At 63.3% G+C, this 25,310-nt stretch carries 27 protein-coding genes and 2 pseudogenes; 12 read left to right on the top strand and 17 right to left on the bottom strand.

Going from position 1 to position 25,310, the window contains the following annotated elements; translation table 11 throughout:
• Positions 1-7: 7 nt before the first annotated feature.
• From PQT43_RS03395 to PQT43_RS03385, 3 genes are all read right to left on the bottom strand, one after another.
• A complete protein-coding gene (locus tag PQT43_RS03395) occupies positions 8-1,627 on the bottom strand; it encodes an aldehyde dehydrogenase (NADP(+)) (RefSeq protein WP_267269517.1) in 1,620 nt (539 codons plus the stop codon).
• Between the two features lie 32 nt (positions 1,628-1,659).
• Positions 1,660-3,231, bottom strand: a complete 1,572-nt coding sequence (locus PQT43_RS03390; RefSeq protein ID WP_267269516.1) for an APC family permease — start codon at positions 3,229-3,231, stop codon at positions 1,660-1,662.
• Between the two features lie 143 nt (positions 3,232-3,374).
• Positions 3,375-4,295, bottom strand: a complete 921-nt coding sequence (locus PQT43_RS03385) for a dihydrodipicolinate synthase family protein (RefSeq protein ID WP_102878696.1) — start codon at positions 4,293-4,295, stop codon at positions 3,375-3,377.
• Positions 4,296-4,559: 264 nt separating this feature from the next.
• Between PQT43_RS03385 and PQT43_RS03380 the strand changes: the two genes are divergently transcribed.
• From PQT43_RS03380 to PQT43_RS03360, 5 genes are all read left to right on the top strand, one after another.
• The gene (locus PQT43_RS03380) at positions 4,560-5,492 is read left to right on the top strand and encodes a 4-hydroxyproline epimerase (protein ID WP_272753498.1); all 933 of its coding nucleotides are present in this window, start codon (positions 4,560-4,562) and stop codon (positions 5,490-5,492) included.
• The gene (locus tag PQT43_RS03375; protein WP_272753497.1) at positions 5,489-6,610 is read left to right on the top strand and encodes an NAD(P)/FAD-dependent oxidoreductase; all 1,122 of its coding nucleotides are present in this window, start codon (positions 5,489-5,491) and stop codon (positions 6,608-6,610) included. Before PQT43_RS03380 ends, PQT43_RS03375 begins: the two co-directional genes overlap by 4 nt.
• Positions 6,607-6,840 carry a (2Fe-2S)-binding protein gene (locus PQT43_RS03370; RefSeq protein ID WP_102879082.1) on the top strand — a complete coding sequence of 78 codons (234 nt, stop codon included), beginning with the start codon at positions 6,607-6,609 and terminating at the stop codon, positions 6,838-6,840. The genes PQT43_RS03375 and PQT43_RS03370 overlap by 4 nt, the downstream gene beginning before the upstream one ends.
• Positions 6,837-8,105 (top strand): NAD(P)/FAD-dependent oxidoreductase, encoded by a 1,269-nt coding sequence (locus PQT43_RS03365; RefSeq protein ID WP_272753496.1) that lies wholly within the window; start codon positions 6,837-6,839, stop codon positions 8,103-8,105. The genes PQT43_RS03370 and PQT43_RS03365 overlap by 4 nt, the downstream gene beginning before the upstream one ends.
• Positions 8,106-8,218: 113 nt before the next feature.
• Positions 8,219-8,995: an AraC family transcriptional regulator gene (locus PQT43_RS03360; RefSeq protein ID WP_102861566.1), complete on the top strand. Its 777-nt coding sequence runs from the start codon at positions 8,219-8,221 to the stop codon at positions 8,993-8,995.
• A gap of 7 nt (positions 8,996-9,002) precedes the next feature.
• Here PQT43_RS03360 and PQT43_RS03355 read toward each other — a convergent pair whose 3' ends face one another.
• From PQT43_RS03355 to PQT43_RS03320, 8 genes and pseudogenes are all read right to left on the bottom strand, one after another.
• Positions 9,003-9,776, bottom strand: a complete 774-nt coding sequence (locus PQT43_RS03355) for a GNAT family N-acetyltransferase (protein ID WP_272753495.1) — start codon at positions 9,774-9,776, stop codon at positions 9,003-9,005.
• A gap of 207 nt (positions 9,777-9,983) precedes the next feature.
• A complete protein-coding gene (locus PQT43_RS03350) occupies positions 9,984-11,069 on the bottom strand; it encodes a type I restriction endonuclease (RefSeq protein WP_102861564.1) in 1,086 nt (361 codons plus the stop codon).
• Between the two features lie 251 nt (positions 11,070-11,320).
• Entirely contained in the window at positions 11,321-11,845 is a 525-nt protein-coding gene (locus PQT43_RS03345) for a DUF4142 domain-containing protein (RefSeq protein WP_272753494.1), read from the bottom strand.
• Between the two features lie 157 nt (positions 11,846-12,002).
• Entirely contained in the window at positions 12,003-13,352 is a 1,350-nt protein-coding gene (locus tag PQT43_RS03340) for a sensor domain-containing protein (RefSeq protein ID WP_267269511.1), read from the bottom strand.
• A gap of 108 nt (positions 13,353-13,460) precedes the next feature.
• Positions 13,461-14,098: pseudogene (locus PQT43_RS03335) on the bottom strand (LysE family translocator).
• 126 nt (positions 14,099-14,224) lie between these two features.
• Complete coding sequence (gene fos / locus PQT43_RS03330) at positions 14,225-14,641, bottom strand: fosfomycin resistance glutathione transferase (RefSeq protein WP_272753493.1); 417 nt, start codon at positions 14,639-14,641, stop codon at positions 14,225-14,227.
• On the bottom strand, positions 14,617-14,994 hold the full coding sequence (locus PQT43_RS03325) for a hypothetical protein (RefSeq protein ID WP_272753492.1): 378 nt from the start codon (positions 14,992-14,994) through the stop codon (positions 14,617-14,619). Before PQT43_RS03325 ends, fos begins: the two co-directional genes overlap by 25 nt.
• A gap of 10 nt (positions 14,995-15,004) precedes the next feature.
• Positions 15,005-15,742, bottom strand: a complete 738-nt coding sequence (locus PQT43_RS03320) for a hypothetical protein (protein ID WP_272753491.1) — start codon at positions 15,740-15,742, stop codon at positions 15,005-15,007.
• A gap of 200 nt (positions 15,743-15,942) precedes the next feature.
• Between PQT43_RS03320 and PQT43_RS03315 the strand changes: the two genes are divergently transcribed.
• Both PQT43_RS03315 and PQT43_RS03310 read left to right on the top strand, forming a co-directional pair.
• Positions 15,943-16,182 (top strand): CopG family ribbon-helix-helix protein, encoded by a 240-nt coding sequence (locus PQT43_RS03315; RefSeq protein ID WP_092320301.1) that lies wholly within the window; start codon positions 15,943-15,945, stop codon positions 16,180-16,182.
• Positions 16,172-16,456, top strand: a complete 285-nt coding sequence (locus tag PQT43_RS03310; protein WP_110595048.1) for a type II toxin-antitoxin system RelE/ParE family toxin — start codon at positions 16,172-16,174, stop codon at positions 16,454-16,456. The genes PQT43_RS03315 and PQT43_RS03310 overlap by 11 nt, the downstream gene beginning before the upstream one ends.
• A 51-nt stretch (positions 16,457-16,507) precedes the next feature.
• On the opposite strand, the gene yiaY is transcribed toward PQT43_RS03310, so the two are convergent.
• The gene (yiaY, locus tag PQT43_RS03305; protein WP_102878685.1) at positions 16,508-17,656 is read right to left on the bottom strand and encodes an L-threonine dehydrogenase; all 1,149 of its coding nucleotides are present in this window, start codon (positions 17,654-17,656) and stop codon (positions 16,508-16,510) included.
• Positions 17,657-17,813: 157 nt separating this feature from the next.
• On the opposite strand from yiaY, the gene PQT43_RS03300 reads away from it, so the two are divergent.
• Positions 17,814-18,833 (top strand): DUF4917 family protein, encoded by a 1,020-nt coding sequence (locus PQT43_RS03300; RefSeq protein ID WP_102861727.1) that lies wholly within the window; start codon positions 17,814-17,816, stop codon positions 18,831-18,833.
• Between the two features lie 201 nt (positions 18,834-19,034).
• On the opposite strand, the gene PQT43_RS03295 is transcribed toward PQT43_RS03300, so the two are convergent.
• Complete coding sequence (locus tag PQT43_RS03295; RefSeq protein WP_110651880.1) at positions 19,035-19,577, bottom strand: helix-turn-helix domain-containing protein; 543 nt, start codon at positions 19,575-19,577, stop codon at positions 19,035-19,037.
• A gap of 161 nt (positions 19,578-19,738) precedes the next feature.
• Between PQT43_RS03295 and PQT43_RS03290 the strand changes: the two genes are divergently transcribed.
• Both PQT43_RS03290 and PQT43_RS03285 read left to right on the top strand, forming a co-directional pair.
• Complete coding sequence (locus tag PQT43_RS03290) at positions 19,739-20,521, top strand: aldolase (protein ID WP_102878683.1); 783 nt, start codon at positions 19,739-19,741, stop codon at positions 20,519-20,521.
• A gap of 31 nt (positions 20,522-20,552) precedes the next feature.
• Positions 20,553-21,440, top strand: a complete 888-nt coding sequence (locus tag PQT43_RS03285) for a dihydrodipicolinate synthase family protein (RefSeq protein WP_170002652.1) — start codon at positions 20,553-20,555, stop codon at positions 21,438-21,440.
• Positions 21,441-21,509: 69 nt separating this feature from the next.
• Here the strand turns inward: PQT43_RS03285 and PQT43_RS03280 are convergent, their stop codons facing one another.
• The 4 genes and pseudogenes from PQT43_RS03280 to PQT43_RS03265 all read right to left on the bottom strand — a co-directional run.
• Complete coding sequence (locus PQT43_RS03280; RefSeq protein ID WP_272753490.1) at positions 21,510-22,043, bottom strand: hypothetical protein; 534 nt, start codon at positions 22,041-22,043, stop codon at positions 21,510-21,512.
• Positions 22,043-22,687 (bottom strand): hypothetical protein, encoded by a 645-nt coding sequence (locus tag PQT43_RS03275; protein WP_110595044.1) that lies wholly within the window; start codon positions 22,685-22,687, stop codon positions 22,043-22,045. Before PQT43_RS03275 ends, PQT43_RS03280 begins: the two co-directional genes overlap by 1 nt.
• A gap of 263 nt (positions 22,688-22,950) precedes the next feature.
• Positions 22,951-23,289, bottom strand: coding sequence for a YegP family protein (locus PQT43_RS03270; RefSeq protein ID WP_102878679.1), 339 nt, complete (start codon positions 23,287-23,289; stop codon positions 22,951-22,953).
• Positions 23,290-23,366: 77 nt separating this feature from the next.
• Positions 23,367-23,606 (bottom strand): annotated as a pseudogene (locus PQT43_RS03265) (nitrilotriacetate monooxygenase); the annotation flags it as partial.
• Between the two features lie 138 nt (positions 23,607-23,744).
• On the opposite strand from PQT43_RS03265, the gene PQT43_RS03260 reads away from it, so the two are divergent.
• Both PQT43_RS03260 and PQT43_RS03255 read left to right on the top strand, forming a co-directional pair.
• Positions 23,745-24,293: an RNA polymerase sigma factor gene (locus PQT43_RS03260; protein ID WP_272753489.1), complete on the top strand. Its 549-nt coding sequence runs from the start codon at positions 23,745-23,747 to the stop codon at positions 24,291-24,293.
• Positions 24,290-25,252 carry a FecR family protein gene (locus PQT43_RS03255; RefSeq protein WP_272753488.1) on the top strand — a complete coding sequence of 321 codons (963 nt, stop codon included), beginning with the start codon at positions 24,290-24,292 and terminating at the stop codon, positions 25,250-25,252. The genes PQT43_RS03260 and PQT43_RS03255 overlap by 4 nt, the downstream gene beginning before the upstream one ends.
• The last annotated feature ends 58 nt before the right edge of the window (positions 25,253-25,310 follow it).

The raw sequence follows: 25,310 nt of genomic DNA, 5'->3' as shown, positions 1-25,310 counted from the left end.
GGAACCTCTATGAGCGGTGAGTGAAAGCTCCTGTGGGAGAGTGTGTTGTGGGGCTGATCGGCCCCTGGCCATCGATCAGTTGCGGTACGTGCAACCGATTGCCGCTGGACAGTTCGGCAGGCAACAGCGCCTCGGGCAGATCCTGGTAGGACACCGGACGCAGAAAGCGCTGGATCGCCAGGCTGCCCACCGAGGTGCTGCGGCTGTCGGAAGTGGCCGGGAACGGCCCGCCATGAACCATGGCGTGGGCCACTTCGACCCCAGTGCCGAATCCGTTGACCAATAGACGTCCGGCCTTGCGCTCCAACAGCGGCAGCAGCGTGCGGACCTGGGGGTGATCGCCATCGCTCAAGTGCAGCGCAATGGTCAACTGGCCCTCCAGGCTCTGCAGCACCTGTTGCAAGGCGGCAAAGTCCGGGCAACGAACAATCAACGAGGCCGGGCCAAAGACCTCTTCCCGCAATTGAGCGCAGCCCATGAAGGCCTCGGCCGAGGTGGCGAACAACGCGCCTCGGGCCTGAGTGCCCTGCCCCGCCAAGCCCTGGGCCAAGGTCTGCACCTGGGCATGGGCCGCCAGGGCGGCAACGCCCTGGCAGTAACTGCGGTGAATGCCTGGGGTAAGCATGGTCTGCGCTGCCTGTGTGGCTAGGGCAGCGGCAGCGGCGCTTTCAAAGCGCTGCAATGCCGGGCCTTCCAGGGCCAGGATCAAGCCCGGGTTGGTGCAGAACTGCCCGGCACCCTGGGTCAGCGAGGCAACGAACGCCGGGGCAATTTGCTCCGCCCGCGCCTCCAGGGCTTGGGGCATCAACAGCACCGGATTGATGGAGCTCATCTCGGCATACACGGGAATCGGCTCAGGACGTAATGCGGCGATCTGCATCAGCGCGACCCCGCCCGTGCGCGAGCCGGTAAACCCCACTGCCTTGATCCGCGGGTCCGCCACCAGTCCCTGGCCGATGGCCCGGCCGCTGTCGAACAGCAGCGAAAACACCCCCTCGGGCAATCCCAGACTCTGCGCGGCCCGGGCAATGGCCTGCCCCACCAACTCAGATGTCCCGGGGTGCGCCGAGTGGGCCTTGACGATCACCGGACAACCCGCCGCCAGGGCCGAAGCGGTGTCGCCGCCGGCCACGGAAAACGCCAGGGGAAAGTTCGACGCGCCAAACACCGCCACCGGGCCCAGGCCGATATGCCGCAGGCGCAACTCGATCCTGGGCAGAGGCTGACGCTCAGGTTGCGCCGGGTCGATCCTGACCCCGAGAAAACCACCGTCACGGACCACCTGGGCAAACAGGCGCAATTGGCCGACGGTGCGCCCCCGCTCACCTTCCAGGCGAGCCCGGGGCAAGCCGGTTTCCAAGTGACAGCGCTCAATCAGCTCCTCGCCCAAGCCCAGAACATGGCTGGCAATGCTCTCCAGAAAGGCCGCCCGCTGTGCAAGCGGCAACTGGCGATAAGGATCGAACGCCGCCTCCGCCAGGGCACAGGCGCGCTCAAGTTCAGCAGCCGAGGCGCCACCGAAAGCCGGTTGCAACACCTCGCCACTGGCGGCGGCCAGCCCATGAATCGAGCCCTGGCCGCCAAGCACGGCGGTGTGACCTATCAGCATCTGTCCGGTAACAGTCATGGATAACCTCGTCTGCATGAAAGTGGTCATGGTCATTCCACCTCATCGCCGTCCAGCACCAGCTTGGCACTGGGCACTCCGGTATTGGCGCCCCAGTAGTAGATGCACAGGGCCATGAGGGTGACGGTGAGGGTGTCGTAGGGATGAGTCAGGGCGCCGATGCCGCCGAAGCTGCCCAGGTAGGAAATGACAATGGTCAGCCCATAGAAGGCGATCAGCCACAGCGATGAGCGCACCTGCTCGCCCAGGCTCAGGTGGTCGGTGGGCACCAGGCGTTTGCACAGCAGGTAGATCACGAACATCAGGATCTGCAGCCCCAGCAGCCAGGACACCGTGCCCCAGCCGGACCAGTAGACGATCAATGCCGCGATCACGAAGGACACCGGGCCCAGCACTGCAAAGGCGCGGACCCGAAACGGCCGCGCCAGTTGCGGTGCACTCTTGCGCAACGCCGCGACGCTGATGGGGGCCACCGCATAACTGAGCACCAGGGCCGCTGACACCACGTTGATCAGCGCCTCCCAGGAGGGGAACGGCAGGGTCCAGAACACCGACAGGCCGAAGGTCAGCCACAGCGCCGGACGCGGGATGCCGGACTCTTCATCGATGCGGGTGAAAACCCTGAAGAAGGTCCCGGTCCGGGCCCAGCCGTAGACCACCCGCGGCGTGGCGTTCATGTAGATGTTGCCGCAGCCACTGGGGGAGATCACTGCGTCGGCCACCACCAGATAGGCCAGCCAGCCGACCCCGAGGGTCAAGGCAATGTCGCGGTACGGCAGAGAGAATTCCTTGCTGATGCCGCTCCAGCCGTTGGCCAGCATTTCCGTGGGAATGCTGCCCAGAAAGGCCAGTTGCAACAGGCCGTAGATCAAGGTCGAGAGCAGCACCGAGAGAATCAGCGCGATGGGAATGGTGCGTTGCGGATTACGCACTTCACTGGCCACGGAGATGATCGGCGTCAGCCCCAGGTAGGCGAAGATGATGCCCCCCGCCGAGACCGCCATCTCGATCCCCGACAGGCCAAACGGGGCAAAACCCTGGACATGGAAGTTGTCGGGCTTGAAGAAGGTGAACAGCACCGCGATCACCAGCAGCGGCACGATGAACTTGAACAGGCTGATGAAGTTGTTGGATTTGGCGAAGGTCTTGACGCTGTAGTAGTTGAGCCAGAAGAACAGGCACAACAGGGCAAACTGCACCAGCCAGCCGATGATGGTCGGGTTGCTGGAGCCTTCATGGGTCAACGCCGGGAACCAGGCTGCGGCGTATTGCCGGGCCGCCACCACTTCAATCGCCACCAGGCTGGAAAAGGCGATCAGGGTGATGAACCCCATCAAGTAGCCCAGCAGCGGGCCATGGGAGAACACCGGGTAGCGCACCACCCCACCGGCCCGGGGCAGAGCGGCCCCCAGCTCGCAGTAAACGATGCCCAACAGCAGCACGGCGAACCCGCCCAGCAGCCAGGAAAAGATCCCCGCCGGCCCGGCAATCGCCGAAACGTGGCTGGCCGCGAACAGCCAGCCGGAACCGAAGATCGCACCCAGACCGATAAAGGTCAGGTCCACCAGAGAGAGTTGTTTCTTGAATTTGCCTTTGCCTGACATGGGGCTGCGCCTTTTTTGAGGTTATTGGAATAGGCAAGTCGAATGTCACGTCGGCGGAGCCGCTCGACGCTTGCAGCACATGGGGTATTGCAGAAGCGGGTGCCCCCACCCAGGGCACCCGACCAAGTCCTGCAGGCCCGTTTCTACAGGCCGACGTCCGGCAGGCTCGGGCGCGTGGCCAGGGCCTTGGCGACCAGGGCTTTGACTTCGGCCAGGGTTTCACCCTGCAGCGCCAGACGCGGCGGCCGGGTAATGGACGAACCACGGCCCACCAGTTCTTCACAGAGCTTGATGCACTGCACCAGGTCCGGACGAGCGTCCAGGTGCAGCAGCGGCATGAACCAGCGGTACAGGGCCAGGGCCTCCTCGAAGCGTTTTTCCTTGGCCAGGCGGAACAGGGTCTCACCCTCCTTGGGGAAGGCCACGGACATGCCCGAGACCCAGCCCTCGGCCCCCACCGCCACGCTCTCGACCACCACATCGTCGAGACCGGCGAACAGCACGAAGCGATCGCCGACTGCGTTGCGCAGGTCGATGAAACGCCGGGTATCGCCGGAGGAATCCTTGAAGCAGACGATGTTCTCGCAGTCCTGCAGGGCGATCAGCACCTCGGGGGTGACGTCATTCTTGTAGATCGGCGGGTTGTTGTAGACCATCACCGGCAGGTCGGTACCGGTGGCCACCGCACGAAAATGCGCCGCGGTTTCATGAGGCTTGGCCGAGTACACCAGAGCCGGCATCACCATCACCCCATCGACCCCGACCCGAGCCGCTTCGCGCACCGTATGGCGGGCGAACTCGGTGGTGAATTCGGCCACCCCGGCGATCACCGGCACCCGACCGCCGGCGGCGTCCTTGGCGACTTCGATCACCGACAGTTTTTCTGCGGTGCTCAAGGAGGTGTTTTCCCCCACGGTGCCGCACACCACCAGGCCGGATACGCCGTCGTCCACCAGGTTGCGCATGACCTTGTGGGTGGCCTGCAGGTCGAGGGAGAAATCGGCTTTGAATTGAGTGGTCACAGCGGGGAATACACCGCTCCATTGGATGGCTTTACGGCTCATGATCTTGTCCTTGTTTGAGGTCGGCCGGGCCGACTGACGTTGAAAACCCAGACCAGAGTCGCCTTTTATCCCCCTCGCAGCTTGAGGCTTTTCGCCCCTGCAAGAGACGAAATCGGCACACTCGCCCCTCACCCCATTGCGGCTCCAGCGCCACAGCGGTCATGGCGAGACTGTGCTGATTTCGTCACCTGCCACAGCGAAAACCCACAAGCAACGCCGCCCCCGCCAAGGCCACTCTGTAGCTCTTTCCCGTCAGGTGCCGCCATGAAAAAAATAACCGTGATCGACTCACACACCGCAGGTGAACCCACTCGCCTGGTGATCGACGGCTTTCCCGAGCTGGGCCGTGGCTCCATGGCCGAGCGCCTGCAGACCCTGCGCAGCCAGCACGATCACTGGCGCCGCGCCTGCGTCCTCGAACCCCGGGGCAGCGACGTGCTGGTGGGGGCCCTGCTCTGCGAGCCACAGGCCGGGGATGCCTGTGCCGGCGTGATCTTTTTCAACAACAGCGGCTACCTGGGCATGTGCGGCCACGGCACCATCGGCCTGGTGCGTTCGCTGTACCACCTGGGACGCATCGACTACGGCGTGCACCGCATCGAAACCCCGGTGGGCACGGTGGAGGCCACCTTGCACGACGATCTGTCGGTGAGCGTGCGCAATGTCCCCGCCTATCGCTACCGCACCCAGGTGGCGCTGCAAGTGCCGGGGCACGGCACGGTGCATGGCGATATCGCCTGGGGCGGCAACTGGTTCTTCCTGATCAGCGATCACGGCCAGGACATTGTCCTGGACAATGTCGAAGCCCTGACCCAATTCACCTGGCGCGTGCGCGAGGCCCTGGAAGCCGCCGGGGTGACCGGGGCCGAGGGCGAAGTCATCGACCACATCGAACTGTTCGCCGACGACCCACAGGCCGACAGCCGCAACTTCGTGCTCTGTCCCGGCAAGGCCTACGACCGCTCCCCCTGCGGCACCGGCACCAGCGCCAAGCTGGCCTGCCTGGCCGCAGACGGCAAGCTCGCTCCGGGCCAGACCTGGCGCCAGGCCAGCGTCATCGGCAGCCAGTTCAGCGCCCACTACGAGCAGGCCGGCGAGCGGATCATTCCCACCCTGCGTGGCAGCGCCCATATCAGCGCCGAAGCGACCCTGCTGCTCGATGACAGCGACCCGTTCGCCTGGGGCATCGGCTCGTGAATGCCCAGGGCGAGGCCGACGTGATCGTGGTCGGCGCCGGCATCATCGGTGCCGCCTGCGCCCATGAACTGGCCGGCCGCGGCCTGCGGGTGCAGGTGCTGGACGACGCCCGTGGCGGCGCCACCGGGGCTGGCATGGGCCATCTGGTGGCCATGGACGACAATCCGGCGGAGCTGGCCCTGAGTCATTACTCCATCGGCCTGTGGCGGCAGTTGCGCGAACGTCTGCCCGAGGCCTGCGCCTATCGCAACTGCGGCACCCTGTGGCTGGCCGCCGACCGCGAGGAAATGGACCTGGCGCGAGCCAAGCAGCAGACCCTGGCAGACCACGGCGTCACCGGCCAACTGCTCGACGGCCCGCAACTGGCAGCGCTGGAGCCGATGCTACGCCCGGGCCTGGGCGGCGCCCTGAAGATCCCCGGAGACGGCATTCTCTACGCCCCGGCCACCGCCCACTGGATGCTCAGCAACCATCCACTGATCCAGCGCCAGTGCGGCCATGTGCGTAGGGTGGCCGGCGATCAGCTGGAGCTGGACGACGGCCGGGTCCTGCGCGCCCCACGGGTGCTGCTGGCCAACGGTTTCGCCGCCCGGGAACTGCTGCCGGCCCTGCCCCTGCGACCGAAAAAGGGCCACCTGCTGATCACCGACCGCTACCCACAACAGGTCCAGCATCAACTGGTCGAACTGGGCTACGCCGCCAGTGCCCACGCCAGTGACGGCACCTCGGTGGCCTTCAACGTCCAGCCGCGTCCGACCGGCCAGTTGCTGATCGGCTCGTCCCGACAGTTCGACACCCTCGATCCACAGGTCGAACCGGCCGTGCTGGCGCCCATGCTGCAACGGGCAGTGGAATACCTGCCGGAGCTGGCAGCGCTCAACGGCATCCGCGCCTGGACCGGCTTTCGCGCCGCCACCCCGGACGGCCTGCCGATCCTGGGTGAACACCCGCAACAGCCGGGCCTGTGGTTGGCCGTCGGCCATGAAGGCCTGGGCGTGACGACCGCCCCCGGCAGCGCACGGCTGCTGGTGGACCTGATGCTCTGCGAATGCCCGGCAATCGACCCGCGCTCCTATCTGCCCGGACGCTTCGCCGCCCTGACTGGAGAATGCCCGTGATCATCTACCTGGATCAGCAAGCGCTGGAGGTCCGCGGCGGCCTCACGGTGGCCGCCGCTGTGGCCAACAGCGGCGTGCCCTATACCCGCACCGCCTGCAGCGGTGCTCCACGAGCGCCGTTCTGTGGCATGGGCATCTGCCAGGAATGTCGGATGACCATCGACGGTCGCCGTCAACTGGCCTGCCAGACCCTGTGCCGGGATGGCATGCAAGTGGAGCGCAGCCAATGAGCGCCCAACGCCTGCACTGCCAGATCATCATAGTCGGGAGCGGCCCGGCGGGGCTCGCCGCCGCCCAGGCCGCCAGCCACAGCGCCACCTCGATCCTGATGATCGACGACAACCCACGGCCCGGCGGACAGATCTGGCGCAATGGCCCCGGGCACCCGCCCACCGCCCTCCAGGCCGAGCGTTTCAAGATCCTGCAGCACCCGGCGCTGCGCTACCTCAGCGCCACCCGCATCATCGCCGCGCTGGGCCCGCAACGCCTGTTGCTGGAGGACGCGCAACAGGCCTGGCAGGTGGACTTTGAACAGCTGATCCTGTGCTGCGGCGCCCAGGAGCTGCTGCTGCCCTTTCCCGGCTGGACCCTGCCCGGGGTCACCGGTGCCGGGGGCCTGCAGGCCCTGCTGAAGAATGGCCTGCAAGTGAATGGTAAAACCCTGGTGATCGCCGGCAGCGGCCCCTTGCTGCTGGCCAGCGCCGCCACCGCGCGCCAGGCCGGCGCCCGCGTGGTGCGGGTAATGGAACAGGCCACCGCAGCCTCCGTGCTGGGTTTCGCCGGCCAGTTGTGGCGCTGGCCAAGCAAGCTGGCCCAGGCCCTGAAGCTGGCTACCCCGGCCTACCGTTGCAACGCCCATGTGGTGGAGGCCCTGGGGGACCGGCACCTGCAAGGAGTACGCATCCGCCAGGGCCGGCGCAGCGAGGAAATCCCCTGCGACTACCTGGCCTGCGGCTTCGGCCTGGTGCCCAATACCCGTCTGGCCAGCCATCTGGGCTGTCACCTGGAACACGGCGTCATCGCGGTCGACCAGCAGCAGCGCAGCAGCCTGCCCCAGGTCCTTGCCGCCGGAGAATGCACCGGCATCGGTGGCAGCGAACTGGCCCTGATCGAAGGCGAGATTGCCGGCTGCGTGGCCAGCGGCCAGAGCGCCCGCGCCGCCGGCCTGATCCGCCAGCGCCAGCACTGGCAGGCCTTTGCCACGCAGTTGCAGCGTCACTTCGAGCTGCAACCGCAGATCCTCGAACTGGCCCGACCCGAGACGCTGCTGTGCCGTTGCGAAGATGTGCCCTACGCTGCGGTGGCGGCGGCAGCCGATTGGCCCAGCGCCAAGTTGCACAGCCGGTGCGGCATGGGGGCCTGCCAGGGCCGGGTCTGCGCCAGCGCCGCCCAGCGCCTGTTCAACTGGCCCACAGTCGCCCCGCGAACGCCGCTGGTGCCGGCCCGGCTCGCCACCCTGATGCTCGACGAGACCTGCCACGACGCCGCAGACTGAGCCCCTGAACCCACCCTGGCCGGGAACACCCGGCCAGCTTGCACAGCCCTTTTGTACCCCCTGGCTTTATCGACACAGATCCATCCCCCAAGCCCCCTAGAGAGAGGCCGACGATGATCGATAGCGCACAGCTCCACCACTTGCCCAGGGCCATCGCCGCCCAATCCCTCGGGGACATCAACAGCCTGCTGGCCAGCATGGCCCCGATCACCCCCCTGCTGGACTGCATTCCCAGCGCAGTGTTCTTCATCAAGGACCTGCAGGCCCGCTACCTGATCGCCAATCTGACCCTGGCCCAGCGCTGCGGCTTCAAGAACATCCGGCCATTGCTCGGCAAGACCTCCGCCGAAGTCTTTCCGGCGGTGCTCGGCCCGGTCTACACCGAGCAGGACCAGCGCGTGCTGCGCCAGGGCATCACCATCAAGGGCCAACTGGAATTGCACCTGTACGGCAGTCGCGAACCCGGCTGGTGCCTGACCCACAAACTGCCGCTGTATGGACACGACCGACAGATCATCGGCATGGCCGGCATCTCCCTGGACCTGCAGGCAGCCCGTGACACCCATCCGGCCTACGAGCGTTTGGCGGCCGTGGACCGGCATATCCGCGAGCACTACAGCGAAGCCATCCGCCTGCAGGACCTGACCCGCATCGCCAACCTGTCCACGGCGCAGCTGGAGCGCTACTGCAAGCGCATCTTCCACCTCACGCCCCGGCAGATGATCCACAAGGCACGCCTGGAACACGCGTCACGGCTACTGCTGACCCAGGAGCCGATCACCGAGGTGGCACTGCAATGCGGCTACACCGATCACAGCGCCTTCAGCCGGCAGTTCAAGTCCCTGACCGGACTCAGCCCACGGCAGTTCCGGCTCAACGCCACGACGTAGCCAGGACTTACGCCTGGCAGAAGGTGCAGTAGTCGAACAAGCCCGTGAAGCCGACCTTGCGGTAGATCGACAGGCCGTCGAGAGAGGCCTCGAGCACACAGATTTTCGCGCCCTGGGCCTGGATCAGGCGCAGCACCGAGTGGATCAGCGCCGTGGCATAGCCCCACCCCTGGCACTCCCGCAAAGTGCCGATATCATCCAGCCGCGCCACCCCCGGCCCCAGGGACAGCGTCAGGGCACTGACCGGCCGCTGGTCGACATACAAAGTGAAATGGCGCAGGGCCCTGCCGTCCAGCAACGCCGCCCGGTGCCGCTCCAGGTACAGCTCAATGCCTCCGCCATCGGGCTCGAACGCGCTCTGCACCGGCAGCCCCCAATCCTCCAGATACTCATCGGTGCAACGCACATCCGCCAGTGGAGCCAGTCCCTCCTGCACTTCGTAGGTCGCCAGATCCAGCACCATGCAAGTGGTCTTGTCCGCGGCCATCAGGTGCTGCTGTTGCAACTGCAGACTGACCCGCGACACCTGCGCCTGAGGGATCACCACACAGAACGGCATGCCGGTGCGCTGCAGGAACGCCACGCCCTCGGCCAGTTGCTGGCTGTTGTCGCCAGGCCGGTCCTTCATCATCAACAGATTCAGGCTGCTGGCTTCAAGCCCGGTGCAATAGGCACTCAGATCGGCGCCGAAGCGCCGATGGAACTGCGAGATGGAAACGAAGAAATAGTCTTCCGCCTGGTGATACAGATCGATGATCGACGCGCTGGGCACCTGCACCATCTGCTACCTCCTTGAGCCTCGCGACGCGCCATGCGCCGCCTGACCCGGGCCACGTTAAGCCCACAGGCTCAGCGGCTCCAGCACAATCCTGTTTTATTGTGCGAAGGGATGTTCTGAGGTGTAAGCAAAAAGCGGAGCGCCTTGCTCATGTGGCGAGTTCCGCCGCCACATGAGCTGCAACAGTGCAGTTCTCAGCGCACGGAAGGCCTATTCGTAATAACCCACAGTCTTCTTCAAGTGATCCGCATACTCGTAGATTTCGTCGACGGAACTGATCGGATGACGTGTCTCGACTTTGTCCTGGTCGAAAATGCCGATGTACTTCTGGGCTCGATTGAAATGCAAACGGCAGATGGGCTTGCGATTGTTATCGTCGAGCAAAATACCGAAGTAGCTCTGGGTATCGCGCTGGACAATACGCTTGGCATCAACCACTGAACGCACCACCGCCCGCACAATGTGATACGCCTCCAGCTCCTCCAGCGTAGTGAAGATCTTTTCCTCAGATCCGTCCGTCTCAGTGGTCTCCTGCACATCGTTGATAGGTGCCGAGTGCTGATTAATGACCACCTGGCTGGAGCCACTCATTGCCGACTTGAGACGATCATTGATCTGGTCATTGAGAAACTGACCGAGCGCCTTGCGGGTCAATTCATAAAACTGCTCCCGCACTTTTTGAGTGATCACACCTTCATAGACGCGGGACGCAAAAACCTTCACCAAGTCGTCGTCGGGTTTGCTCACCTGAGACGCAATGACCTTCTTGATCTGGCTGACGTACTTCAACTCCCCCGCCGCACTAAGAACCGATTCAACGTCAAACGCCGACTTGGTCAACTTGATCAATTCAGGGACGGAGTATTCGTCGATATCCAGCAGATCAAGTTCAAGGAAGGGCTTTTCATCCATCTTGTTCGGCGCATCCAGATCGGTGAAGAACTTGTAGACCTGACCATTAGTAAGAATGGAAATACGCGCACTGGTGACATGAAAATAACGAAACAACTGAGAAGCATGATTGATGTGCAGCGGCTCACCGATTTTCTTGCACTCGATGAGTATCTGCACCTCGCCATCCTTGATGATCGCGTAATCGATCTTCTCGCCCTTCTTGGTTCCAACATCACAGACGAATTCAGGGGTCACCTCCATGGGATCGAAGACGTCATAACCCAGAACCGTATTGATAAAGGGCATGACGAAAGCGTTCTTCGTTGCCTCTTCAGTTTGAATGGCTGCGCCTTGCAAACGCACCTTGGCAGCAAGACTGGTTAGTTTTTCGAAAAATTCCATGAGCGACCTCTGACTGATACCGATCCGTGAGTTAGCGTGCTGGCACTTTGACCGCCAGTAGATACTAGACACAAACCGTCACCAAGACAGACATCCACATCAAGTGAGGCGCACTTCAGTCACGGGCAGCACTAAACCGCAGACGACATCCAACGATGCATCAGCAAGTCTCATAAACAGACAGAGGTGCGGGAGGAACGCTGAACAGCCGCTTTGCGCTCCTCCAACGATCAGGAGTGGCTGATCATCACTCAACCATCCATACGCTCGGTATGACGTCCGGCCTGGATGGCCTTGGCCATTTGCAGGTGGTTCTCCAGCTTGGGCAGGGTTTCCTCGGCGAAGGCCTTGAGTTGCGGCACGTTACTGGTTTGCGCCTGTTGCTGGATCTGTCGGATCGCCGCTTCAGTGGCCTTGATCTGGTTGGCGGCATAGGCGCGGTCGAAATCCGTCCCCTCGGGTAGCTGCGGCATCAAGCGCTTGGCCTGGTCCATGACCTGCTCTCGGGGGGCCACCGGCAGGTCCAGTTGCCTGGCGATTTTGGCCAGGTGCTGGTTGGCCGTGGTGCGATCGTTGATCACCTGAATGGTGTATTCCTTTACCGCCCTGGACGAGGTGTGCCGATGCGCCAGGCGGCTGGCTTCGATATCGGCCATGCCCTTGGCCGAGGCGTCGTCGATAAAGGCCGCGGGGGACTGGGCCAGGGCGTTGTTGGCACCAAGGCCGAGCAACAGGGCCAGGCCGGCACGACCGAGGATGGTGGCCATGGGGTTCATGCTGGGAGTCTCCTCTTGCAAGTCAGTACGGCGGGAGCCACAGCACCCGCCTGCATAGGGAAAACCCGAAGCCGCAAAGGTTTAGAAAAATCGCCAGTGGAACGACGAATGGCGAGTCGTTCAGGCCAGAAGCAGAGCCTCGCCCCTGGCCAGGACCTCAGGCGCTGGAGCGGCTTTTGCGCTCGCGCTTGACCGCGTACATCGCCTCATCGGCGTGCTTGAACAGCTGTTTTTCTTCCAGGCCATGCTCGGGGTACAGGCCAATGCCGATACTCGGCAGGATATTCAGCGAATGGCCATCCAGGCGCAGCGGTTCGTTCAGCGCGCGGCGAATCTTCTCGGCGACATGCTGGGCATCGTCGCTGTGCTGCACGCTCTCCAGCAGCACCACGAATTCATCGCCGCCCATGCGTGCCACGGTGTCGGTTTCCCGTACGCAGCCTTTGAGGCGATTGGCCACCGCTTGCAGCAGCATGTCGCCTACAGCATGCCCACAGGTGTCGTTGACCTCCTTGAACTTGTCCAGGTCGACATACAGCAAGGCCATGCGTCCCGAGTCGCGCCGGGCCCGAGCCAGGGCTGAACGCAAGCGCTCGCGCAGCAGCTCGCGGTTAGGCAGGTGAGTCAGTTGATCGTACTCAGCCATGTAATGCAGGCGCGCATGCAATTGCGCCCGTTCGATGGCCGCGGCGAGCTGGGCGCTGACGTACTGCAGCAATTCCAGCTCTGCCTCCCCGTAGCCCTGGGCACCGGGTGCACTTTTGACCATGAGCACGCCGATGGTGCCCTTCTGCGAATTCAGTGGCACGCCCAACCAGCAGCGAGGACCTTGAACGACGGCGAACTGGTTCCACAAATCCCGGCTCAACGGACACTCCGGCGCCAGCAGCAAGGACTGGCCGTGCCGCAGCACCTGCGCGCAGAAACGCCCGATCAGGGTCCCGGGCAGTTCCGGGCTGTTTTCGCAGTCATCGACGTGATAAGGAAAGTTCAGGCTATCGCTGCGCTCGTCGTACAGCGCCAGAACGAAATTGAGTGCCGGCAGCCACTCACCGATGATCCGATGCACATGCTTGAACAGCACCAGCAGGTCCTCGGTGGCGTGGGCGGCTTCGGAAATGGCATACAACGCCGCCTGTTTCGATTCGGCCTGTTTGCGCTCGGTAATGTCCCGGGCCACGGCGATGCGCAACTGGTCCACTTCCGACCAGCGCGCCGACCAGAGGATGTGCGCCACCCGCCCGTCCTTGCGCAGGTAACGGTTCTCGAAATTGGGCTTGGGCACGCCCCCCATGATTTCCCGGGCGGCCTGCAGGGTGCGCTCACGATCAGCCGGGTGCACCAGCTCGATCATCGGCCGGCCGATCAGTTCATCGGCGGTGTAGCCGAAGACCCGCTCGCAGGCGGCACTGACAAATACGAAACGACCCTGGCTATCTACGGCGCACACGACGTCCAGAAGCAGATCGATGAAACTCGCCAGAGGCGCGGAGTTCTTGGTTGCCATCAGAGAAAGCTACTACCCATGAAAAATGCACTGAGTACCCATCCCTTGAGCCCGGTCAGCCAGTGACGAACACCGGCTGAACACCACCCTCGCACTCCGCGAGCGGCGTTATGCCTTGTTGCCGATCAGCCCCGGCACCGCATGCAGCAGGGCATTGATCGCGAAACCGATGAACATCACCCCGCAGACCCGGGTGATCGCCAGCTCGTGACGCTGATACCAACTGCGTACCTGCCGCGCACCCACCACGCCGATGAGAATAGCGTAAGCGCCGAGGCCGCCCAGGAAGCTCAGGGCAATCAGGCCGGGAAGCATGGACCAGCTGAGCAGCTCCGCACGACTGGACAGCAAGGCGGTGAACGTCGCCACCGCAACCGGATAAGCCTTGGGGTTGGTCAGGCCGAAGATGATCCCGTGCCAGAACGGATTGCGCGCTGCTCCCTGAGGCTCATCACCATTGCCACCACGACTGCGATCGCCCGCAGCCCCAGCCAGAACAGGTACAGACCGCTGAGCACCCCGAGAATGTTGAAGGCGTCGCTGCCGATTTCCCGGGCGCCGACAATGGCGATCAGTGCCGTACTGCACCAGACCACATCCCCCAGCAAGTGCCCGCAGAGAAACCCTGCGCCAGCCTGTCGACCACGGGAAGCGCCAATACCGAAGACCGCCAGGACCCCGGGCCCGGGGGTGATCGCGTAAATGAAACCCGAGGCGATAACAGCCAGCAACAGCGATGAGGTCATCAGCAAGACTCCAGAACGGATGCACCTCACGGCAACGCCAGGCACAGAACGAATCTCGCGGATTCTGCACGATCAAGGCACCTTGCCACCAGCGGCTTTCGTCAGCTGCTTCCCGGTAGCGGCGCCTCAGTCGGCGGGGTAAAAGCGCATTCCTGCGTAAGGATGTTCGCGACAGGCCCGTAATCGCGAAGCCAAGTCACCGACATGAACCTCCAGTCGATGCCCATCGGGATCGAGAAAATAAAACGACGCGCCCTCGCTGCGGTTGTCGCGCCACTCCGGCACTCGCGCCTCACGCAGGCGCTGGACCAGCGCTGCAAAATCTGCAGCGCCGACGCCAAAGGCGTAATGGGTGTAATCGGCAACTGCCGGTGCCTGCCGTTGCGGGTCCAGGGACAGGCACAGCCACAGTCCCGGCAGTGACAGGTAGGCTCCCGCATCCCAGGTGGCCTCCAGACGCAGTTGCAACAGCGAGTGATAGAAGGCCAGGCTGCGGGGCACGTCGCTGACCGCCAGGGTCAGGTGATTGAGGCCGGTGAGCATCGATTACTGTCCTTATTCAAACGGTAGCGCCCGGTGTCGATCTGCAGCCCCAGCAGGGCCACGGCATCGGAGAACAGAGCAGAATCCTTGTAGTTGCTGGCCAGGGTCCAACCGGAGTCGATGTCCTGCAGCGATACGTCCAGGCTGTAGCTGCTGACGTCGCCAGCCTGGCTCCCGGGCATGGGCGTCGCCCGGGCACTGATGCTCAGCTCCGGCTCCGCGGGCCAGGGCTTGCAGACATAGAACTCTCCGGGAACCCCCGTCGTGTTGTCGCACCCCGCCTGCGCCGCCGTGACACCCCCCAACCCGGCACAAAGGGCCAGGCCCAGGCCGCATGATTCAAGCCACTTCATCAAAACTCCCTCAGATACCGCTGTAGCCATTGGGCAGCACATAACGCTGGCCGTCGTAATGCAGAGTGATGAGCACCGGCTTGGCGGTCACGGACTTGGACTGGCACTCCTCCCCGCCTTTTTCGCTCCGGGTACTGACGCTGACCGAACGCACGATCAGGTCGGCATAACCATGGCTGCGGGTCTTGGCGATCTCCAGGGTACGCGTGGTTTCAGTGCCCTCGCCGGCGCACTGGCCATCCCATTCGCCGTTGTAGGAATGGGCCAGGAACTTCTCCAGCACCGGGCGCAGGGTGCTGCCTTCGCGCACATACAGGCTGAGCCAGATCTGATTGAAAGGGTTGACCCGGGACGAGCCCTCGAACCCGGCCCGAACCCCGAAGGCCCGCACTTGTGGCGCCAGTTGGAAGCGCCCGGTGTCGAGCTTCACGCTTTCCAGGCGGAAGGCGTCGGAGACGAAAGCCACAGGCTGCCTGTAACTGGCCAGGGGCTTGCCGCTGTTGCGGTCCAGCACCGCCAGTTGCAGGTTGTAGGTGCCGTCACCGTTGCCGGTGTCGCTGGGGTCCGGGACCTGTTCCGACAGCAGGCTGATGCTCTGGTCGTCAAAGGCCGGCCAGTCCTTGCACAGGGAAAAGCCCGGAACCTCGGCGTTGCGTGGCGGCGGCAGGCACTGGGCCGCGACGGATGTGGTGCCGGCCAGCAGCGCCAGGCTGCCCAGAAGCGGGATCAAAGAAGAGCGACGGAACATTCACGACTCCTTGTGACAGGCGGATACAGCGCGATTTCAGGTCGCACTATCCTCTGCCCCGTCGACGCTTTCAACGCTGGGAGCACGCGCGTGGGAGTGACCTTGCCTTGTAACAACTGCAGGCCTGACGAATGGCCGGACCTGGGCTAGGGTATGACGAGGTAATATGTTGTATTACACACCACTACAACGAGACTGCCATGTCCATCATGTCCCTGCGCTTACCCGATGAACTTGCTGAAACTCTGGCCCTGCTGGCAAAAGCCACCGGACGCAGCAAGTCGTTTCTCGCCGTGGATGCCCTGCGTGAATACCTGGCGCGGGAAGCCTGGCAAATCGAGGAAATCCAGAAGGCCCTGAACGAGGCCGACGCAGGTGACTTCGCCAGTGCCGAAGAAGTGGCGGCCATCGCCGGCAAGTGGACCGACAATGCGCATTGAATGGCTACGCAGCGCCCTGAACAACCTGGACGCTGAGGCCCGTCATATCGCCCAGGACGATCCCCGGGCCGCCGGGGAATTTGTCAGGGCGCTGTTGATCAGTATCGAGCAACTGGCCCGGTTCCCCTCAAGTGGCCGCGAAGGCCGCCTGCCCGGCACCCGGGAATGGGTAGTGCCGGGCTGGCCTTACCTGATTCCCTACCGGGTGCGCGGGGACCGGCTACAGATTCTGCGAATTTTCCATACCCGCCGTCAGCCCCCGGCACGTTGGTGAACGCTTCACTTGTAGGAGCTGGCTTGCCAGCGAAATGGACCTACCCGTTCCTCAAAACGCGCTACGGAAAATCTCTTCGATCTGCCGTTGCTCCGCCGGACGCGGGTTGGTCAGGCCGCAGGCGTCTTTCAGGGCATTGGCCGCCAGCAGTGGAATGTCCTGCAACTTGGCGCCCAGTTCCCGCAAACCGGCAGGGATTTCCACGTCCCGAGCCAAAGCGCGAATCGCCGCGATTGCCGCCTGGGCCCCCTCCTCCGGACTGAAGCCTCGAATATCCGCCCCCAGGGCGTGGGCCACATCGGTCAGGCGCTCGGCACAGACGCTGGCGTTGAAGCTCTGCACATGGGGCAACAGCACCGCGTTGCACACGCCATGGGGCAGATCATAGAAGCCACCCAACTGGTGAGCCATGGCATGCACGAAGCCCAGGGAAGCGTTGTTGAAGGCCATGCCGGCGAGGAACTGCGCATACGCCATGTTCTCCCGGGCCAGCAAATCGCTGCCGTCGTGCACCGCCTGGCGCAAGTTCGCGCTGATCATGCTGATGGCTTTGAGCGCACAGGCATCGGTGATCGGGTTGGCGGCGGTGGACACATAGGCCTCCACCGCGTGGGTCAGGGCGTCCATGCCGGTGGCGGCGGTCAACCCCTTGGGCATCGCCACCATCAGCGCCGGATCGTTGACCGACAGCAGTGGCGTGACGTTGCGGTCGACGATGGCCATTTTCACGTGGCGCGACTCGTCGGTGATGATGCAGAAGCGGGTCATCTCGCTGGCGGTGCCAGCGGTGGTGTTGATGGCAATCAACGGCAGTTGCGGCTTGCTCGACTGGTCGACCCCTTCGTAGTCGCCAATGTGTCCGCCGTTGGTTGCACACAGGGCAATGCCCTTGGCGCAGTCATGGGGCGAGCCGCCGCCCAGGGAGATGACGAAATCACACTGCGACTGCTGCAACTGCGCCAGCCCTTGCTCGACGTTGGCGATGCTCGGATTGGGCTTAGCGCCATCGAAGATCACCGAATCGATGTCCTGCATGGCCAACTTCTCGGCGATCATGCCTGCCACCCCGGCCTTGGCCAGGCCGACGTCGGTGACGATCAGCGCCTTGCGAAACCCATAATTGCGAATGGCGCTCATGGCCTCGTCCAGGCAATTGATGCCCATGATGTTGACGGCTGGGATGAAGAAGGTGCTGCTCATGAGGAAGTCTCCAGGCGAATGCCCAATGCGGGGTGTCGATTCATGTCTGCCCGACAGGATCGACTCATCGGTCACGGGCGTTCTTGATCTGGCTCAAGGGTCGGTCGTGATAAAGTCGGCGCCCTGATGACCTTCTGCCTTGAGACCAATGACCGCGATGACGGATTTCCAGGAATTTGACGCCGAACTTGAAGACTGGAACGCCCTGGGCACGAGCACACCGTTCAATGGCCTGCTGATCGGCAACGGTGCCAGCCGTGCCGTCTGGGAAGACTTTGCCTACGACTCGCTGTTCGAAAACGCTCGCACAGTGGAAGAAAAGCCCCTGAGCCAGTCCGAGCTCAGCGTCTTCGAAGCCCTGCAGACCCGCAGCTTCGAACAGGTACTGGGCGCGTTGAAAACCACCAGCCGGGTCAACAAGGCCCTGGCGGTCAGCTCGGCGGCGCCGCGCAACCGCTACTACGCCATCAAGGAAGCCCTGATCAACACCGTGCATGCGGTGCACATCCCCTGGCGCCTGGTACAGCCGCAAAGCCTGGCGGCGATCAACCAGGAACTGCGACGCTATCCCACGGTGTTCACCAGCAACTACGACCTGCTCAACTACTGGGCGGTGCAGCACGACAACCAAGGCATCGATGACCTGTTTCACGGCGCCGATCCGGCCTTCGCACTGGGCACCACCTCCAGCGCCGCTACTCGCTTGCTCTACCTCCACGGCGGCCTGCACCTGGTGCGCAACCTGGACGGCAGCGCGCGCAAGCTGAGTTCCACCGAAGGCACCCTGCTGGGCAGCTTCGCCATCAACAACACCCTCAAGACCCTGGATGACGTGCCGCTGTTCGTCAGCGAAGGGCCCCTGGCGGACAAGCTCAAGACCATCCGCAGCTCGGACTACCTGTCGTTCTGCTACCAGCAACTGCTAGACCACAGCGGCGCCCTGTGCATCTTCGGCCACAACCTGGGGCCCCAGGACCAGCACCTGGTGCAGGCGATCCGCCAGTCGGCCGTCACGACCCTGGCGATCTCCATCTACCCGCGCAGCGCGGCGTTCATCCAGCACCAGAAGCGCCACTACGCCAAGCTGTTCGAAGGGTTGGAGTTGAACCTGCGCTTCTTCGATTCCAAGACCCACGCCCTGGGCAACCCGGCCCTGTCGGTGCCCGTGGAACGCTGATTGCGCCGGGCTTGGGCGTCCTTGGGATCGCCGCGGGCCTGCGGCCCGTTCGCAGCCTTCGGCAGCGGCTACAGATGGGGACACGCCAGGCTTTGTGTAGCCGCTGGCGCAGCCTGCGATAAGCACCGCAGGGGCTTGGGCGTCCTTGGGATCGTTGCGGGCCTGCGGCCCGTTCGCAGCCTGCGGCAGCGGCTACAGGGCTCATTCTTCGTTGCTGTGTACCACCACTAGCAGCTGCGCCTGCTCGTCGCCCAGGGAGCGGATGCGATGGGGCTTCTGGGCATTGAAGTGCAGCGCGTCGCCACGGTTGAGAATCACCCGCTCGGTCATGAAGTCCACTTCCACCTGGCCTTCATGGACAAACAGGAACTCCTCCCCCAGGTGTTCCTTGAAGGTCTTGTCACTGAACTCTTTGGCCGGGTAGATGATGAACGGCAGCAGGTTGCGCTCGCTGACCTGATGGGCCAGCACCGCATATCCCGGCGTCTGGTCGTTGGCCGCCAGTGACTGGCGCTCATCGCTGCGCACCAGGCTGTAGCTGTCCAGGCTGATGCTGTCCTCGGCGAACAGTTCCTCGACCTTGACGTTCAGCGCCTTGGCCAGCTTCAAGGCGGCGGCGATCGACGGGGTGTTCAACCCGCGCTCGACTTTCGACAGGTAGCTCTTGGTCATCCCGGATTTCTCGGCCAGGGCCTCCAGGGTCACGCCAAGTTTTTTTCTCAGTAATTTCAAACGGATAGACATGTGGAGCGATTAATCCATCTAGAAAACAACGATTGGCGCTTGCCAATGACACAAAGTGTCATATAGCCTCTTTAGTGTCATAAGCATTCACCCAACGACCTTGCAAGTAACAGGTGAAGTGCAGACCCGACGTCCATTGCAGCCTCACCAAGGACCCCGATATGGCCAAGACATTAGCACTGCCCAAGGACCAACTGATCAAGCAAGCCCTGACCCAGATGCAAAACACCCTGGCGGATAATACGTGGACCGACCGGCAAAAGCTGGCCCTGACCTGCCGCATTCTGTTCGAGAACGGTCACGACTCGGGCCTCGCCGGGCAGATCACCGCCCGCGGTCCGCAGCCCGGCACCTACTACACCCAGCAACTGGGCCTGGGTTTCGATGAAATCAGCGCCAGCAACCTGCTGCTGGTCAACGAAGACCTGGAAGTCCTCGAAGGCCACGGCATGCCCAACCCGGCCAACCGCTTCCACAGCTGGGTGTACCGCGCACGGCCGGACGTGAACTGCATCATCCACACCCACCCGACCCACGTTGCCGCGCTGTCGATGCTGGAAGTGCCGCTGGAGGTATCGCACATGGACCTCTGCCCGCTGTACGAGGACTGTGCCTTTCTCGAAGCCTGGCCCGGGGTGCCGGTGGGCAACGAAGAAGGCGAAATCATCTCCGCGGCCCTGGGCGACAAACGCGCGATCCTGCTTTCCCACCACGGTCAGCTGTCCACCGGGGCCAGCATCGAGGAAGCCTGCGTCATCGCCCAACTGATCGAGCGCGCAGCCAAGCTGCAACTGCTGGCCATGGCGGCCGGCACCATCAAGCCGATCCTCCCGGAGCTGGGTCGTGAAGCCCACGATTGGATTTCCAAGCCCAAGCGCCACGGCGCCGCCTTCAACTACTACGCGCGGCAGAACCTGAAAAAACACGCCGACTGCCTGAACTGATTCCCCCTTATGCCTTGCTAGGAGTTGCACCATGTCCACACCCGATATCCACGGCATCATCGGCTACACCGTTACCCCCTTCGGCGCCCATGGCGAAGGCCTGGACCTGGACGCCCTCGGGCGTTCCATCGACCGCATGATCGACGCCGGCGTCCACGCCATCGCGCCCCTGGGCAGCACCGGCGAAGGCGCCTACCTCAGCGACGCGGAATGGGACCAGGTCGCCGAGTTCAGCATCCGCCACGTCGCCAAGCGCGTGCCGACCATCGTCAGCGTCTCCGACCTGACCACCGCCAAGGCCATCCGCCGCGCGCGCTTTGCCGAAGCCCAGGGCGCCGACGTGGTGATGGTGCTGCCCACCTCCTACTGGAAACTCAGCGAAGCCGAGATCCTCACCCACTACCAGGCCATCGGCGCCAGCATCGGCGTGCCGATCATGCTCTACAACAACCCGGCCACCAGCGGCACCGACATGTCGGTGGAACTGATCCTGAAGATTTTCCACACCGTGGAGAACGTCACCCTGGTCAAGGAAAGCACCGGCGACATCCAGCGCATGCACAAGCTGCACCTGCTGGGTGAAGGCCAGGTGCCGTTCTACAACGGCTGCAACCCCCTGGCCCTGGAAGCCTTCGCTGCCGGTGCCCGCGGCTGGTGCACGGCGGCGGCGAACCTGATCCCCCAGCTCAATCTCGATCTGTACCAGGCCGTGCTGGAGCATGACTTGCAACGAGCCCGGGAGCTGTTCTACCGCCAGCTGCCGCTGCTGGACTTCATCCTCAAGGGCGGCTTGCCGGCCACGGTCAAGGCCGGGCTGGAACTGGCCGGACTGAACGCCGGCGAGCCGCGCCGGCCGGTGTTTGCCCTGAACGAGGGCGCACGCCAACAGTTGCAGGCGCTGCTGCAGACCCTGGGTTGAAGCCCTGACAAAAAAGCCCGGGCGGCTGACACCGTCCGGGCTTTGGCATGGGCCGCGTTCACGCGTGGCTCAGTGACTGTTCTGCACCACAGGGGCCTGGGCCTTGAACTGCGGGTCCTGCAACATCTGCGCGATGAAGTCGTCGGTGATGCGCCGCACATGCTGGTATTGGCCACCATCGGGATTGGCCCAGCCGCGCCAGGAGCGGGTCTGATTGCTGACCCGATACTTGGCCAGCGGCTGGTCACCACGGCTGACATGGAACATCACCTGGCTGTCCCAGGTGGCCCGGCCCGGCACGATAAACAAGGTCATCGCACTGAGCAGCCCCATGGGAATGTTCTGCCAGCCAAAGTAATCACTGTTGGCCATCACGATCACGTTGTAGCCATCGACACTGAACCCCGACTGCACCTGCTCGAAGGTGCCGCGACGACGCAATTCGTCACGGATCAGGCCGCCGGGAATGGGCCCGATCACACTGACGCTGATCGCCGGCAACCGCTGCTGATAATCCACCTCGGCCGGCTTGAGACTATGGCTGGTCTGGCAACCGCCAAGCCCCAGCATCAGCACCAGCAACAACCACAACCGACTGCTCATTACAGATCCCCCGACAGCATGGCCTTGAGCATCGACGCCTTGGGCCCCTGCTCCTTGACGATCAACGACGTGACGTCTTCCATCTTCTCTAGATCGACCCGCTGCAGGCTCGGCACCTGCGGGTACTTGGCGCGTACCAGGGCGGCGTCGCGCTCCAGGTGGTCACTGTGCAGAAACACGCACTTGGCCCCTGCCGCCGACAGGCAGCCGGCGCGGAAATCACCGACGTAATAGGCCTTGCCGGCTTCCAGTTCCAAGGGAATGGAGAAGTCTTCGCGGCTCCAGGCGGTGGCATTGCCGCGGTCGAAGTGCAGGTTGTAGATCTCGTAGCGCCCGGGTTTGAGCGGCATCACGAACAGGCTGCCGATGCCGTGCCAGGTCTCGCGCACATCCCGTGGCGTGCGGCCGTAGATCTGGTTGTACAAGCGTGCCGAGGCGAATCCCTCACCACCCCGTGGGCGAATCAGCAGCATCTGTTCGTTGGCGGTGTGCACCGCCTTCGGCCAGATGCCCACCACGCCCACCACATAGGCCACCCCCGACTGCGAATCCGGGCGCATGCTCTCGGCGATTTTCGTGGAAGGCAGGCTGTAGCAACCGCTCAGCGCCAGCAGCGCAGCGAGTAATACGAGAGGGCGAATCATGAGGTCGCAGATCCCTTGGACAATGATCGATAACGTCACCCAAGGTGCCTGGCATGCCGAGCGCCCGGTGACGGGCGCGGAGGATAAAGCAAGTAATATCATTTCGCCATAATTCAGTCGCCAATCGGCTGGCGTCCGCCAGGGGCTCGAACCAAAGCTTGCCGCCATCACGGGCGACAAGCTTCAGCTGGGCAAATGGCGGCGCAGCCGTGCGGCCTTGCCCCTGATCAGGCCGAGCGGCCTCAGGTATTACCGAACCGGGTTCAAACGGCTGTCAGGTCCTTGATGTTGTGGCTCGGACCGTTGGCCTTGACGCTGGCGATGCCCTTGTCCCGGGCCGCTTCCGATGAATAGGCTTCACTGCTGCCGATGATCTGGTGATTGGCCGCCTTCAGCGTGAAATAGGGCTGGCCGTCCTTGGTGCTCTTGCGCTCGTAGCGCTCCTCCAGGGGACTGTTGGCCTGCACCGAGGCAATGCCGTTCTCCGCGGCCGCGCGAGTGGTGTACTGCTCGCTGGTGAGAATGGTCTCGGCGTTGGCCGCCTTGAGCACGAAACGAAATTGACCGTTGCTGCTTTTCTTCAACTCATACCATCCGGACATGCTGTTGTTCCTTGCGTTGATTGATGGGCGTTGATCGATGGGCGTTGCGCCTTGAAAGTAAAGACTCTTTGCGCGATTCAGCCATTGCCCCGATGACTGAAAAATCGGTTTTCCACTCGCGCAAGCCCCAGGTGTTCGCGCAGGGTGTGTCCCGTGTAGCGCTGGCGAAACAGGCCCCGGCGTTGCAGCTGCGGGGTGATCAATTGCACGAAATCCTCGATGGCTCCCGGCAAATGGGTAAACAGCACATTGAAGCCATCGGCGGCGTACTCCTCGTACCAGGTCGCCAGTTCATCGACGATCTGCCCTGGCGAGCCGTTCCCAGCACGGTTCAAGGCCTGATTGATCCGGAAAAACAGGCACCTGCTGGCCAATCATTCGCAAAGTGACAAATAGCAATAATTCTCGATATCATTCGCGACCTTGTGCTCACCGCGTCGTCAAGAAGGATATCCATGTCTCGCTCCAAGACCGACTCTGCGTCGGCGGACTCTGTTCGCGGGTTCTATGCGGACATCCTGCATTTCCTGCGTAAACGCACGGACAACGCCAGCGACGCGGCGGACATGACCCAGGACGTGTTCACCCAATGGCTCGATTACCGTGATCGGGCCCAGGTCGAGCAGCCCCGGGCCTTCCTGTTCCAGATGGCGCGCAATCTGTTGCGCGATCATTGGCGGCGCCAGCAAGTGCGCTCCAAGGTGCACCACGAGGTCCGCCACGAGGAAAATTTCGACAGCGAGCCCCTGGCCGACGAACAGCACGAGCCGCTGCCCGCCGCCCAGCGCCTGCAACGCCTGGAACAATTGAAAGAAGTCCTCGCTCAACTCTCGCCGCGCCGCCGCGAAGCCCTTATGCTGCACCGCTTCGAAGGGCTGAGCCAGGCGCAGATCGCCGAACGCATGGGGATTTCCGTGAGCATGGTGGAGAAACACATCGCCTTTGCCCTGCTGCACTGCAAGCAGCACCTACAACGAGAAAATGGCAAGGAGCAGCCTGAATGACCCGCTTTCCCGGCACCCACGACGACCTCGACAGCGAGCAGATCGATGCCCAGGCCGCCAGCTGGTTCGCCCGTAACCGCAATGATCCGGACCGTGCCACGCGCAAGGCCTTCGAGAGCTGGGTCAGTGAACCGGCCCATGCCCGGGCCTACGCCGAATTCGAGGAGCTGTGGGACGACCTGGCGCAGCTGCAACAACTGAGCCGCCCGGTGCCACTCCCCCGGCGCAAGGCGCCGCTCTGGCGCCCGGCCCTGGCAGTGGCCGCTGCTTTGCTGTGCGCGGTACTGGCGGCCAACCTGGGCACGCCCCAGGCCCCCTACCGGCAGCAGATCGCAGCCCAGGAACAGGGAGCGCGAGCCTTCAAGCTGCCGGACGGCAGCACTTTGTACGTCAATGCCAATACCCAGGTGAGCGTCGATTTCAGCGCCCATCAGCGCAACATCTACTTGCAGGCGGGCCAGCTGTATCTGGAAGTCGCCGCCGACAAGGAGCGTCCGCTGTTGGTGCACAGCGGCGAGGCCAAGGTACGGGTGGTGGGCACCGCTTTCGACGTGCGGCGCGGCCAGCGCCAACTGGTGGTCAGCGTGGCCCACGGCCAGGTGGCCTTCAGCCCGGACGGCAAGCCCGGGGAGCTGACCCTGCTGGGCGCTCGGCAACAGGCCACCTATGACCTGCAAAAAGGCACCTTGCGCCAACAGACCCTGGACCGCGACGAGGTGGCCGACTGGCGCAGCGGGCGCCTGGCCTTTCGCAACCGCGACCTGGCCAGTCTGGTGGACGAGTTGAACCTGTACCGCCAGCAACCGGTACAACTGGCCGAGGGCCCGCTGGGTGCCTACAAGGTTTCCGGCAACCTCGACGTCAACGATCCGGATGCCCTGGTCAAGGCTCTACCGGCCCTGATCCCGGTGAAAACCCGGGTCCAGGCCAACGGTCAGCTGAAGATCGAAGCCCGCTAATTTTTTATATGAGAATATTTTGCATTCGCATATGAGGTTTTTTTTCACTGCCGCGTCT

It is taken from the genome of Pseudomonas sp. BLCC-B112, assembly GCF_028550695.1.
GTDB classification, from domain to species: Bacteria; Pseudomonadota; Gammaproteobacteria; order Pseudomonadales; family Pseudomonadaceae; genus Aquipseudomonas; species Aquipseudomonas danubii.
Note: the sequence above shows the minus strand (reverse complement) of the source record. Positions and strands in the feature narration are given on the sequence as shown.